At 74.5% G+C, this 13,664-nt stretch carries 6 protein-coding genes; all 6 read right to left on the minus strand.

Annotated features, from left to right (window positions below; all coding sequences use genetic code 11):
* Positions 1-3 precede the first annotated feature (3 nt).
* From AB0B20_RS04005 to AB0B20_RS04030, 6 genes are read right to left on the minus strand one after another with little or no spacing between them, the layout of a single operon-like run.
* Positions 4-3,189: a hypothetical protein gene (locus tag AB0B20_RS04005; RefSeq protein ID WP_357467907.1), complete on the minus strand. Its 3,186-nt coding sequence runs from the start codon at positions 3,187-3,189 to the stop codon at positions 4-6.
* Between the two features lie 7 nt (positions 3,190-3,196).
* Entirely contained in the window at positions 3,197-4,552 is a 1,356-nt protein-coding gene (gene eccB / locus AB0B20_RS04010; RefSeq protein ID WP_357467911.1) for a type VII secretion protein EccB, read from the minus strand.
* Positions 4,553-4,558: 6 nt separating this feature from the next.
* Positions 4,559-5,968: a type VII secretion integral membrane protein EccD gene (gene eccD, locus AB0B20_RS04015; protein ID WP_357467914.1), complete on the minus strand. Its 1,410-nt coding sequence runs from the start codon at positions 5,966-5,968 to the stop codon at positions 4,559-4,561.
* A 13-nt stretch (positions 5,969-5,981) separates the two neighbouring features.
* Complete coding sequence (eccCa, locus tag AB0B20_RS04020) at positions 5,982-9,941, minus strand: type VII secretion protein EccCa (protein WP_357467917.1); 3,960 nt, start codon at positions 9,939-9,941, stop codon at positions 5,982-5,984.
* Positions 9,938-10,336: a hypothetical protein gene (locus AB0B20_RS04025; RefSeq protein ID WP_357387162.1), complete on the minus strand. Its 399-nt coding sequence runs from the start codon at positions 10,334-10,336 to the stop codon at positions 9,938-9,940. Before AB0B20_RS04025 ends, eccCa begins: the two co-directional genes overlap by 4 nt.
* Positions 10,337-10,338: 2 nt before the next feature.
* The gene (locus AB0B20_RS04030) at positions 10,339-13,656 is read right to left on the minus strand and encodes a hypothetical protein (protein WP_357387164.1); all 3,318 of its coding nucleotides are present in this window, start codon (positions 13,654-13,656) and stop codon (positions 10,339-10,341) included.
* Between the last annotated feature and the right edge of the window lie 8 nt (positions 13,657-13,664).

The raw sequence follows: 13,664 nt of genomic DNA on the forward strand, positions 1-13,664 counted from the left end.
GCGTCACCCCTTCCGGTCCAGTCCGGGCAGCACCCGCAGGCGCCCGCGGGCCGCCGCTCCGACGCGTACCCGGGGCTCGGCCGTGGCCCAGCGGTCGACGCTGCGCCGCAGCGACGTGATCGCCAGCTCGTCGAGCGACAGCCGGTTGGAGTCGACCCGGCCGGTGTCGTCGATCTCGTTGGCGCCGATCTCCCGCAGCAGCACCGCGCCGCGCCCGCCCGCCGCGGGCCGGCGCAGGTCCAGCACCTTGAAGCTCGTACCCGGCAGGAACAGCACCCGGTCCTCGACGTGCTCGTCGCCGTCGGGTTCCAGCAGGCTGGTCCGGCGGGCGGTCATCGACCAGATCAGCACGTCGGTGTCGCCGTCCTCGGCGGCGCACGGCTGGGTGAGCGCGTTGACGAAGCTCCAGTCGGTGACCAGCCGCCGGTCCTGGTAGAGCGCCCACTCCCCGGCGGTCGGCGAGAGCCGGTAGACGGTGGTGCCCCGGAAGGACGGCATCCGGGAGACCCCGGCGACCACACAGCGCGCGAACGGCACGTGCGGCCCCTTGCGGCCTGACCGCAGGCCCGCGTCGACGCCCGGCCCACGGCCGGTCAGGTAGAGCCGCAGCGCGACCGAGTCGGCGAGGACGTCGTCGGTGGACACGCCGGAGCCCTGCATGCCCGGGTGCTCGGACATGATCCGGGACACCGAGCTGGCCATCACGTCGAACTCGCGGCTGAGCGTGCGGCGCAGCCAGGCGCGCTCGTCGGCGAGCCCCTTCTTCTCCGACAGCAGCGCGCCCGCGCCGGCCGAGGGCACCGGCTGCAGCCGCGCCTCGGCGGCCACCTCCGACGGCTCGGCGTCCTCCGCCGGCCCGGCGGTCGTTGCCCGCCCGGGTGTGTCCACCGGCTCGGCGCTCCGCGCCGGGCCGGTGCCGGCGTGCGCGGCGGGCGGCAGGTCGACCGCGACCGGCATCGACGGCGGACCGGCCGCCACGGGCGGTGGCGTCGCGAGCGCCTGGCCGAAACCGGCGGGCATGGTCGGCGGCGCCGGCTCGTCGAAGCCGGCCGGCACGGTGGACGGCCCGGGGTACGCCTCGCCCCCGGTGTCCTCGGCGGGTGCCGCCGACGGCCCGCGCCCGGAACCGGCGGGAACCACCGGCCCGGCGACCACGGGCGCGGCCGGCGCGGCGGGTGCCGTCGGCGCGGCGGGTGCGGCCGGCGCGGCAGGTGCCGTCGGCGCGGCGGGTGCGGCAGGTGCGGCCGGCTCGGCGACGGCGGCCGGCTCGGTGAAGGCGGGCGCGACCGGCTCGCCGACCCCGGCCGGGGGCGTGGGGGCGGCCACCACGACCGGTGCCACCGGCGGCGCGGTCGGGAGCGGCGGTGCTGTCGCAAGCGGCGGTGCTGTCGGGAGCGGCATCGCGGGCGGCGGCGGCAGCTCGGACCCGAGCGGCACCGAGGGTGGTTCCGGAAGCTCCGATCTCAGTGGCGCCGAGGGTGGTTCGGGCAGTCCGGCCGCGACCGGAGGGGCGGCCGGAAACGGTCGCTCGGACCGGGCCGGGGGCGGCGACGGGAGCGGCCGTCCGGACACGGCCGGCGGCGGGGCCGCCCGTTCGGACCTGAGCGGCACCGCCGGTGGATCCGGCAGCGCGGACACGAACGGCATCGCGGGCGGCGCCGGCAACTCGGATCCGGGCGGCGCCACCGGGGACGGGGGCAGTTCGGGCACCGCTGGGGGCGGCGGCAGCGTCGGCGTCCGCTCTCGCTCGGCGGAGAGGGCCGGGACCGGGGCGGGAACGGCTACCACCACACCGTCCGCCGCGGGCGGGGCGACGGCGGCGGGCGGGGTGACCTCCAGGTACCCGCGCACCGGCGCGGTCGTGCCCACAGCGGCCGCCTCGGCCTCCAGGTCGACGGCCATCTCCGCCCGGCTGGGCGGTTTCGCGCCGGGCACCAGCACCGACGCGGGCATCAGCGCGCGGCTCGTACCCGCCATGCCGTCGACCCGTGCGCCGAGGTCGAGCGCCAGTTCCCGCATCCGGTGGGCGGTGGAGTGGACGGTGTCGTCGAAGACGAGCGTGCCGCTGCGCGCGTCGAGCATCGCGGACCGGACCTGCTCGGCGTTCCTCGGCTCGGCGGTGGAGCGTACCCAGAGACCGGTCTGCACCACCTCGACCACGGCGCCGGGGGCGAACCAGTAGACCCGGGGTGCGACCTCCTCGGCGCCGGCCAGCGGCGGGCGGTGGCTGAGCACGGCGGGCCGGCGGGCCCGGGAGTTGGGGTGCGCCCGGGGCGAGTAGGACAACTCCAGCGCGTACGGCGCCCAGCCGAACGCGCCGTCGGGCAGCACGGTACGGATCTCGTACCGGTGCGGGCTGCCGATCGGCACGCCGGTGTAGCAGGTGACGTCGGTGTTCAGCAGGTCGGCGAGCGCCTGGCCGAACGCCTCCCCCTCGGGGATGCGGACCTCGCCGAACTGCACGAAGCGCACCCGGTGCCGGTTCTCCTCGTCGAGTCCGCGCCAGAAGCGCACCACGTCGTCGAGCGACAGCGGTGGCGTGCCGGGGCAGCCCAGCAGCACTGTCATGGTCTCCGCCTGGCAGGGCACGTACGCGGTGAGCCGCTGCCGTTGCGGGTCTACCACCTGCGGGTCGCGGTTGCTGTGGATCCAGACGCCGGCCGGGATCGGCTCGATCTCGGCGGTGGCGCTGGACGGCCGGGTGTCGATCGCGGCCCGGTCCCATCGCGGCGTCGGGTAGCGCTTGGCGTCCCAGGCCGGCGGGCGGCCGGGCCGGAACCGCACCCAGCCGCTGCCCGGGGCGGAGTGGACGAACAGCGTTCCGGCGGAGCCGCGTACCAGGTCGCCGTCCGGGGCGATGACGGTGCGGTTGAGGCGTTCGGAGAGCCACTGACCGGCCATCGCCGCCGAGTTGCCGTGCCGGCCGCAGGCGATGAGCCGGATGCCCCGGCGGCGGCGCGGCAGCACCCCGGCCATCGACTCCCAGGCGCTGATCGGCATCCCGTCGCCGAGGTCGAGCACGACCACGTCGTTCTCCGCGTCCTCGATCATGGACAGCGCCAGGGACTGGGCCTCCGGGCTGATGGCGTCCTCGGCGTGCACCACGAGCGCGTTGCCGACGGTGTGCTGGACGACGCCCTCCGGGCGGTCCTTGCCGCCGCCGAACAGGTCGCGGATCCGGGTTGCCATGATCGACCTACCCCACTTCTGCGGCCGCGAGGGCCCTCATGCTCAGCGCCGGGCCCTGGGGCACCAGCGCGAGCAGCTCTCTCGGGAAGGGAACGTTCACGACCCGGTCGAGCTTCAGCGCCCGTACCGCGTCCTGGTCGCCGATCGGGTACGCCTTTCCGTCGTCCGCGATGTACGTGGGCAGGGGTTGCGCCGCTCTGGAGCCGGCCGGTGCCGGGAGCACCGCCATGCCGCTGCCGGGTGCCAGGAGCACCGACGTGCGGCCGTCGGGGCGGACGCCGGAGCGGGCCAGCGGGACGAGCACCGCCGTGCTGTCGAACCGGGTGCCGTCCGCCGGGCCCTGGCGCAGGCACAGCGCGTACGGGCCGGGTTCCTGCGGGGTGAGGCCGGTCAGGTCGGGCAGCCGGGTGAGCAGCGACCTGTCGGCCGACATCCGCGCGGCGGCGAGCCCGGCGGCGCTCAACTCCACCGGTTCCTCCCCGGAGGCGGCGGTGGCCAGCAGGAACTCGGTCCGGCTCAGCGGCGCGAGACCGTCGCGGCGCAGCACCAGGAACTGTTCCGCGCCGGTGTCGGGCCGCTGCCGGAACAGCGTGCCGATCGGGTACGTGCGGTCGCCGACCCGTCCGGAGCGGCCCGCTCCCGGGATCGTGGCCGGCGCCAGGTCCGGCCCGTCGGGCAGGAAACCGAGCCATTCCCCCGGTGCGGGCACCTTGCGGGTGGTGGTGGCGCCGAGGGCGGCGAGCACGGCCGGGTCGGCCACCCGGTGCTTGCGGTCGGCGGTCACCAGGTAGGTCGGCCCGTCGGCGGTGCGGACGACGGCGAAGCGGTCGGCCGGCACCGGGACGGCTTCGGCGCGCGGGTCGAGGTTGAGGCCGAGCCGGTCGCCGGGTTCGTCGGTGACCGAGCCGGGCAGGCAGGCCAGCCACGGCCCGGCCACCATCGGCCCGGTGGCGACCGACTGCGGGGCGCCGTCGATGCCGATCGACGGCCCGCGCGGCACGTCCTTGATCGACTCCTGGGAGATCAGCTTCACGGTGGCGCCCGCGCCCTGGACCAGCATGGCCGAGGTCAGGTTCGGCGTCGGGCGCAGCGCACCGTCGAGGTAGACGTACCGGTTGCCGCTCTCCTTCTCCACCAGGATCACGCCGCTGCGGGCGTACGCCTTGCTGCCGCCGGGGACGATCCAGCCGTAGACGGCGAACCCGGCCACGACCAGGACGCTGATGAGCACGCCGAAGGCCAGGCCGGTGACGGCGCGCTGCCCGGGAATCTCCGCCGTCGACGGGTCGCCCTGCACCAGGGCGGAACTCAGCCGGCCCATCATGAACTGGTGGGCGTGGACGTGGTCGCGCTGGGTCTGCACGGCCGGCTACCCGAACAGCCCGCGGGCCCAGGCGTAGAGCCCCAGCACCTGGGCGAGCACCGGCAGCACGGCCAGGCCGGTGGCGACGTCCAGCCCGCCGGCCGTGTACTCCCAGAACGGCAGCATCCGGCGCGGCCACGGCCGCAACGCGGCCATCACCAGCGGCACCAGGAGGGCGACGAGCCCGCCGAGCAGGACGTACCGGCCGGTCGGGGCGAGCTTGTCGGAGAACATCAGGGCCACCATGAGGTAGCCGACGGTACCGGCCGCCACCAGGGCGACCCGCTGCCAGAAACCGAAGAAGGTACGCGAGCGCAACAGGATTGCACTCGATGTCACGAGCACGAGCGTCCACCCGGACCAGCCGGGCACCTTCATGGTGTGGTGCATCAGCACCGGCAGGACCAGCGCGGAGGCGGTCATGCAGGCGGTCAGGTAGGTGTCCGCCTCGTCGGCGCGTGCCTTGACCAGGTCGGAGTCCTCCGGCTCGATGTCGTACGACATGTCCGCGCCGGTCTTGGGCAACTGCGGCCCGCGCAGCCGGGCCAGCTTCACCGCCGCCCGGGGCGCGATCACGATCAGCACCAGGATCACCGACACGGCCACTGCGGAGACCTCCGGCGCGGTGAGCGCGAAGCCGTCGCCGGCCAGCAGCACGAGCACCACGATCGCGGCGGTCAGCGCGATGACGAGCAGTGGAGCGAACGGCATGACCGGCGTGACCGTACGCTGCGCGATCAGCAGCAACGCGGTCACCGCGACGATCGCGACGGTGGCGGCCAGCCCGGCGCTGGCGTTCCAGGCCACGCCCTCCGGGTCGCCGTCGACGGCGCTGGACGCGGCGACCGCCGCGAAGAACGCCGCGCCGCCGCCGAACAGCAGCGGGAACGCGCCGTCGCTCTGCTGGCGGGCGCTGACCATCGACGCGGTGAACAGGCCGGCCGCGAGCACCGCGCCGCCGATCACCTGGGGCAGCACCGGCCCCCGGTCCACGAGCACGGCGGCGATCAGGCCCATCGCCACCACGCAGAGCACCAGGAACAGCACCCGGCGGTACTCCGGCTGCCACCTGTCGGCCCGCCGGTTGACCACAGTGGCGACGCCCTCGGCCAGGTCGTCGAAGTCGAGTTCGGGCAGCGGGTCCTGCGCCGGGCGCAGGTGCAGCTCCTCACCCTCCAGCCAGTCCAGGCTCTCCGGCGTGCCGGACAGCTCGAACGGCGCCTGGCCGAGGCGCTGCAGCACCCACGACTCGTCGGGCGCCTCGCCGTCGGGGACCCGGGCCAGATCGGTGGTGTGCCGCACCAGCAGCGGCATCAGGTTCGCCACCGGCATCCGTGCCGGTACGGCCAGGTCGGCCCGGCGGGCCGGCCCGATCACCGTGATCCGGCACAGTTGGTCGTTCAGCGCTGCGGTCACCAGCGAGCCTCTCTCATCGGGCCGTGTCGGACACGAAACCGGTCTGCATCAGGCGTACGCCGCGCCGGGTGACGAGCTGGGCGCGTCCGGGCGGCAGTTGGCGGGGCTTCGCCTCGCCGAGGAACTTGCCCTCCTCCTTCGGGTAGGAGAAGAGCGTCGCGGGCGTGCCCAGCTCCCACATCCGCCGGATCACCGGGTCCATCATGGCCCGCATCGCGCCGGAGGTGCTGCGCGCGACGATCACGTGCAGGCCGATGTAGGCGCCCTGCGCGAGCAACGGCAGGAGCGGGTCGAGCGTCGAGCCCATCCCGGTGCTCTTGGTCATCAGGTCGTAGTCGTCGACGATGACGAAGAGCTCCGGCCCCTCCCACCAGTCGCGCTTGCGCATCCGCTCGGACGAGACGTCCGCGCCGGGCATCCGCCGGTTCATCGAGACCGACGCCTGGCCGGCCAGCTCGTGCATCTTGTCGCCGGTGAACGCGAAGCCCACCTGGTACGCGGCGCCGATCGCGGTGTCCAGGTCGCGGCGCGAGTCGCCGAGCACGACCTTCGCCCGCTCCGGCGGGTAGTGCTGCTGGATGGACCGCAGGACGAGCCGGAGCAGGTTGGTCTTGCCGGTCTCGCTGTCGCCCAGGACCAGCATGTGCGGCGTGGCCATGAAGTCGTGCCAGACCGGGGCGAGACGCTGCTCGTCCTGGCCGATGACGAACTTGAAGTAGGACTCGGGCGGTGGCAGCGTCTCCACCATCAGGTGCGCCGGAAGCATCCGTACCGGCGGGGCGGCCGGACCGGGCCAGAACGTGCCGATCTCCTCGACCACCGACTTGGTCGCCTCGGCCAGGTCGCCCACCTCGGAGCTGCCGTCCATCCGGGGCAGCGCGGCCAGGAAGTGCAGCGCGCCGTCGGTGAGACCGCGCCCGACCTGGTTGGGCACGGTGGCCGCCTTGCGGGAGCCGTGCTCGGACTCCATCGCGTCACCGAGCCGCAGCTCCAGCTTCGTGCCGAGCAGATCCCGCATCCAGGTACGCAGCTCCGACCAGCGGGTCGCGGTGACGATCACGTGCACGCCGAAGGACAGGCCACGCGAGGCGAGTTCCTGGAACTTCTGCTCCAGCTCCTGGAAGTCCTGTTTCATCGTGTACCAGCCGTCGATGACCAGGAAGACGTGCCCGAAGCCGTCCTCGATCGTCCCCTCGGCCACCTTGGCCAGGTAGCTGGACATGGAGTCGAGCCCGTGCCGGGCGAACTCGGCCTCGCGCTTCTCCATGACCTGGAGGACCTCCTCGACCGTCCGGACGACGCGGTCGCGTTCCATCCGGGTCGCGATCGAGCCGACGTGCGGCAGGCCGGCGATCGAGGCGAGGCCGCCGCCGCCGAAGTCCAGGCCGTAGAACTGCACCTCGCGGGGCGTGTTCGCCAGCGACAGCGCCAGGATCAGGCTGCGCAGCAGCGTCGACTTGCCGCTCTGCGGGGCGCCCGCGATGCCGACGTGGCCGTCGGCGCCGTTCAGGTCGACCACCAGCAGCTCGCGCAGCTGCTCGGCGGGCCGGTCCACCACGCCCACCGGAACCCGGAGGCCACCCTGGACGGCCGGGTCGTCGATGGTCATGCCGCGTACCGGGTCGGGCAGCACGCTCGGGATGAGCGAGTCCAGGCTCGGCGCGTAGGACAGCGGCGGCAGCCAGACCTGGCGGGCCGGCGGGCCCGAGCCGGCGAGCCGGTCCAGCAGCACCTCGACCAGGCTCGGCCCGTTCGCGTCGCCGGCGGGCTCGTCGACCTGCTCGGCCGGACGCTCCGGCCCGGGGTCGTGGCGCACCGCCACCTGCCGGGTGGTGAACGGCACCACGTCCGCGGTGGGCTCGTCCCCGGCGTCCGCGACGCCGCCGCGGCGTCCACTTCCGGTGTACGCGCCGGAGACGTACGCCGCCTTGAAGCGCACCAGGTTCGTGGTGTCCACCTTGAGGTAGCCGTTGCCCGGCTCGGGCGGCAGCTCGTACGCCGCACCCACACCGATCACCGACCGCGACTCCATCGAGGAGAACGTGCGCAGCGCCAGCCGGTACGACAGGTGCCCCTCGACCCGGTTGATCCGGCCCTCGTCCAGGCGCTGGGAGGCGAGCAGCAGGTGCACGCCGAGCGACCGGCCGAGCCGGCCGATGGACACGAAGAGGTCCATGAACTCGCTCTTGCTGGACAGCAGCTCGCTGAACTCGTCCACGATGATCAGCAGCACCGGGAAGGGCACGAGCTGGGCGCCGTTGCCGCGCGCCTTCTCGTAGTCGAACAGCGAGGCGTAGCCGCTGGCCCGCAGCATCTCCTGCCGCCGGGTCATCTCGCCGTTGAGCGCGTCCTGCATCCGGTCGACAAGCGGCAGCTCGTCGGCCAGGTTGGTGATCACCGCCGAGGTGTGCGGCAGCTTGTCCATGCCGAGGAAGGTGGCGCCGCCCTTGAAGTCGACCAGCACCAGGTTGAGGATCTCCGAGCTGTGCGTCGCGGCCAGGCCGCAGACGAGGGTACGCAGCAGCTCCGACTTGCCCGAGCCGGTGGCGCCGATCAGCAGGCCGTGCGGGCCCATGCCGCCCTGCGCGGACTCCTTCAGGTCCAGCTCGATGACCTCGCCCTCCTCGGTGACACCGATCGGCACCATGAGGCGGTTGCGTTGCGGGGTCCGGGTACGCCACAGGGCCTGCACGTCGAAGGTCATCGCGTCGCGGATGCCGAGCAGCGTGGTCAGCTCGAAGCTGGTGTCCAGCGGTTCGTCGGACACCTCCAGCGTGCCGCTGGTCCGCTTCGGCGCGATGATCCGCGCGAGGGCCTCGCACTGGGTCCGGTCCAGACCGTCGCGCTTCGCCGAGCCGGTCGTCGCGCCGGCCGGGAACTCCACGACGTCGCCGGTGACTGTCAGCCGCAGCACCTTGGGACCGCCGGGCATCGCGCCGGTGAGGTCGAGCAGCACCACGTTGCGGATGCCCGCACCGAGCAGGCGGGAGCTGTCCGGCAGGTCCACCAGATGCGCGACGATCACCAGGAACGGCTCGCTGGTGGTCGGCCTGACGGCCCGGTCGTGGTCGCCCCGGTCGGTGATCTCCGGACCGAGCATGTCCATCAGCGCGTCGTGGCTGCCGGCGAACATCCGTACCGGACCGGCCGCGTCGTACGCGGTGGGATGCGCGTTGTGCGGCAGCCACTTGACCCACTCCCACGGGCCCCGGTGCACCTCGGCGGCGAGCACCGCGATCCGCAGCTCGTCCGGGGCGTGGAAGGTCGCCAGCTGCGCCACCATGGCGCGGGCCAGGTCGATCGCCGGGTCGATCGCGCCCTCGAACTCGACGCTTGTGAAACTCGGCAGGCCGACCGAGGTCGGGATGCCCGACACCGTCCGGTACGCCTCGGAGAACCGCCGCAGCGAGATCGACGACAGCGGTTCGAGGTCCTCGATCGGCTTGGTGGACGGCGGGTTGAACTTCAGCATCGCGGCCTGCCGGCCGAGACCGATGCGGACCCGGCCGAAGTCGTCGTGGCTGGGCCGGCGCTCCCACAGCCGGCTGCCCATCGCGATCGACCACAGCCAGCCGGGTTGCGGGTTGTTCCAGAGCACGTGCCGGCGCTGCTGGTCGGCCGCCTCGCGGGCCTGCTTGCGCAACTGCCCGATGTAGCGCAGGAAGTCACGCCGTTCGCCGCGCATCTTGCGCTTGCGCTCGGACGCCGCCCGGCCGATCTGCATGACGCCCATGAGCAGCATGCCACCGGCCATCGCGCCGCCCATCACGTACATCACGGGGGTGCGGTTGTAGAGGCCGAACATCGCGAGCATCGCGCCCATGCCGAGGCCCATCGGCACGACCATCGCGAACGAGCGGAAGTCGAGCGGGGCCTCCTCCGCCATCAGCGGCGGCTCCTGCAGCTCGACCGAGCCTTCCGGCGCCTCCGGGCCCGGCGCGCGGGGCGGGCGCTTGACGGTGACCGTACTCATCCGAGCGTCCCCGCGTCGGCGCCGTCGCCGCCCCAGACGGTGCGCTCCTGGCGCAGCAGCTTCACCGCGTAGCGGTCGTTGCGGTAGCGCTCGGCCACCTTGACGTCGTCGTCCTCCTCCGCCTGGCGCTTCTTCTCCCTCTTCGCCCGCTCCTCCTCGTCCCTGCGGCGTCGCTCCTGCTCGGCCCAGAACGCCTCGGCGCGAGCGGCGGCAGCCGTCTCCTCGTCGGCGAGCGACGCCGTGAACTCGGCGTCGCTGACGCCGGGCTCACCGCACCGGGGCAACTTCTCCAGGTCGGCGCTGAAGAAGTCGAGCGTGCCGTCGGACGGCCTGGGCGCCTTCGCGGGCGCCACCCGCCGCCACACGGCACGCGGGGGCTGCGGTGTCTCCGACATGGTCACCCTTCCCTGCCGTCGTCAGCTGACGGGCCGGTCAGCCAGTCCGCGTCGCTGAGGTCGTCCCAGCCCGCCGTGTCGTCCGGGTCGTCGTCCGGGCGGACCAGCGGCACGTGGTCGCCGGCCGCCGGCCGGGCGCGGTCACCGCCCCAGACAGCGTCGTCCTCGCGCAGACCCGCGGCGGGTTCCCGGCCGGCACCGGGCTCGCGCTCGTCGTCGCGATCGGAGCGCGCCCGGACCGTACCGGTCCGGCCCGGGTCGTCGGGGCCCGCGCCGGACGCCGCGCGGCCGGACGTCTGTGGACCACCGACTCCGGCGACGGCGGCGGCACCGGCCAGGCCGAGCGCGCCGGGGACCGCGACCGCCACCTCACCGTCGGCCACGACGGCTGTCCTCCGCTGCGTCCCCTCCGGACCGCCGCCCCCCGGCGAGACCTGTTGGTTCGACTGCGCAGGCGAGTTCGGCTGAGCAGGCGGGTTCGCCTGCCCGGACGGGTTCGGCGCGGCCGTCTGGCCGGGTGGGCTCGCCGCCTGGCCGGGCTGGGCGGCCTGGCTCGGCTGCCCGGGCTGGGCGGGTGGGTTCGGTACCGGGCCGGGCGCGGCGGGCAGACCCGGCTGACCGACGATCACCGGAGCCGCCACGACACCGCCGACCACCGGCGGCACGACGGCCGCGGGCGGCTCCGCCCGTGACGGCGGTTCCACCGCCGGGGACAGATCGACCACCGTCGGCACCTCCACCGCCGTCGGCGGCACGACCACTTCCGGTACGGGCACACCCGGCGTACCGCCGGTGCCGGACACGGGTGCCGCCGGAACGTCCGGCGCGGGCTCCTCGGCGGCGGCCTCCGGCACGCCCGGATCCGGGCCGGCAGGTGGACCGTCCGGTCGAGAGCCGGGCACAGCGGTGACCGGTGCAGCACCGTCGGGATCCACCGTCCCGTCGCCCGCCTCCGGCGCGCAGTCCTCCGGCCGGGCCGGGGTCCATTCCGTCTCGTCCGGGCGGATCAGATCGGACGCCGCTGGTGCGGTACGTGGTGTGGTGCCGGCGGGCGCGTGGCTGCCCGGCGGGCCGCCCATCGGCGGCAGCACACCGGCGACCGGTGCCGACACGTCGGTGCTCGGGAGCGTCACACCGGTGCTCGGCGGCGCGACGGGGACCGGCTCCACCAGTCCGGCGCCGCCCGTGCCCGCTCCCGTGGGCGCCTGCGGCGCACCGGCGTCGGGGGTCGACGGGCGCCAGTCGTCGGCGTCCGCCTCGACCAGCCCGGAGGCGTCCGGCGCGTCCGGCACACCGGCGGGCGCGCCCGCACCGGCGCCCGGCGCACCCGGCGCTCCCGGCATCATCGGCATCGCGGCACCGGCCGGCGCCGTGACCGGCGAGTCGACGCCGACGCCCGGAGCCACCGGCGCGGCGGGGATCTGCGGGCCGTCGACGCCGAGCCCGTCGCCACCGGCCGGCGCGCCGCCCGACCCGTCCGGCACGCCCGCGTCCACGCCCACCGGTCCCCAGGTCTCGGGGTCGCCGCTGACGAGTCCCCGGGCGTCGGGCGACTCGGCCCCACCGGGGTTCGTCGCGCCACCTGCGGGCCCCGGCATTCCGGGCATGGGCGGCATGCCGGCGCCCAGCCCGGCGCCGCCGGCCGAGACGCCGGCCGGTGCGCCGGGAACCTGCACGCCGTCGAACCCGGGTGACCGCCAGTCCGCCTCGTCGCCCTCCACCAGGCCCTTGGCATCCGGTGCCTCGGGGACACCTGAGCCGCCACCGGCACCGGCGCCGGGAGCGCCCGCGCCGGGCATGCCCGGCATCATCGGTGACTGGAAGCCACCGCCTCCGGGCACGGCGCCACCGGGAGCGGCCGGGATGTCCACGCCGTCGACGGCCCCGGGGACGAAGTCGTCGCTGTTGCCGAGCAACCCGTTCGCGTCCGGTTTCTCCGGCAGCCCGGGGCTGCCGCCCGCGCCGGGACCGGCGCCGCCGGGCGGGCCGAATCCCGGGATGCTCGGCGCGGTGAACCCGCCGCCCGGTTTGCCGATGCCCGTTCCCGTGCCCGTACCCGCCCCCGGCTTCGGGCCGCCCACCTCACCCGGTCCGGAGAACGACGGCGGCTTGACCGATCCGGCGCCACCCGCGCCGCCACCGAGGTTGGCCGAGCCCGGCGGCTTGATGCCCGGCGGAACGACACCGGAACCGAGCCCGCCCGGCAGGCCGCCCCCACCCGGTACGCCGACGCCGGGGAAGCCGGCGCCCCCCGGCCCGTTGATGCCCGGCGCGTCGAAGCCGGGCAGCCCGCTGCCGCCGCCCCCGCCTGGCGTGGGCCCACCGATCTCGCCGGGGCCCGAGAACGACGGCGGGGTGATGGCGCCCGGTCCCTGGCCGGAACCCGGACCACCGATGTCGGCGAGGTTCGGCGGCGTGATCGAGGGCACGGTGATGTTCGGCGGCGTGGTGAACCCCGGCGTGGTGATACCGCCGGCGGGTGGCGCGGTGAATCCCGGCGGGGTGATCGTGGGCGGGGTGGTGAGGGTCGGCGTCGTGAGGTTCGGCGACGAGATCGGCGGGCCGGTCGGCACGTTGATGCTCGGCGTCGGCATGGTGACCCCGGACGTCCCCGCCTTGTCGGTGGTCATCCGGTACTTCTCGGCGACCGTGTGGACGACCTCGGACATCTGCTGGGCCATCGGCTTCTCGTACTCGGTGCCGCTGATCGGCACCGGGCCGCTGCCGCTGCCGACGCCGTTGTCCGAGGCGATCGTGGCCCAGGCGCCGTCCAGGTAGGCGATCGTCTGCTGGGCCCAGGACAGATGGTTGGCGGCGTCGTAGAGCTGCGACGGCAGCGAGTTGCGGTTGGTCGAGGAGTTGATGCTGTTGGCCGCCGTGGTGGAGTCCGGGACCGCGCCGCCGGCCAGGTGCTCTGCCTGCTTGCCGAGCAGGTCGGCGTAGAAGTTCATCTTGTCGCGGAACCCGTTGGCCGCCGGCCCCTTCCACGCCTTGTCGTCTCCGACCATCGAGGTGACAGCGGTACGGATGGTCTGTTCGAGCCAGATCAGCAGGTCCTGGGTCGCCTGGAAGGCCTGCGCGGTCTCGACGACGGACCGGACGCTCACCAGCGTCTTGGCGTGGTCCCGCCCGCTCTCGGTGGTCAGCGCGGCGCCGCCGTTCACCGCGGCCTCGAGCTTCCGCCAGCCCCGGGTCTCCTTCGCCCAGGTCTGGTAGTCGTACAGGTCGCTGACGGGGACCACCTTGGGTGGGAAGGTGGCCGCCTCCTCCGCGGGGTCGTTCCACCCGTCGAGCTTGCTGTCACCGAGGCCGTTGCCCATGCCCTGTC

This window comes from Micromonospora sp. NPDC049151 (assembly GCF_040648395.1).
Taxonomy (GTDB): domain Bacteria; phylum Actinomycetota; class Actinomycetes; order Mycobacteriales; family Micromonosporaceae; genus Micromonospora.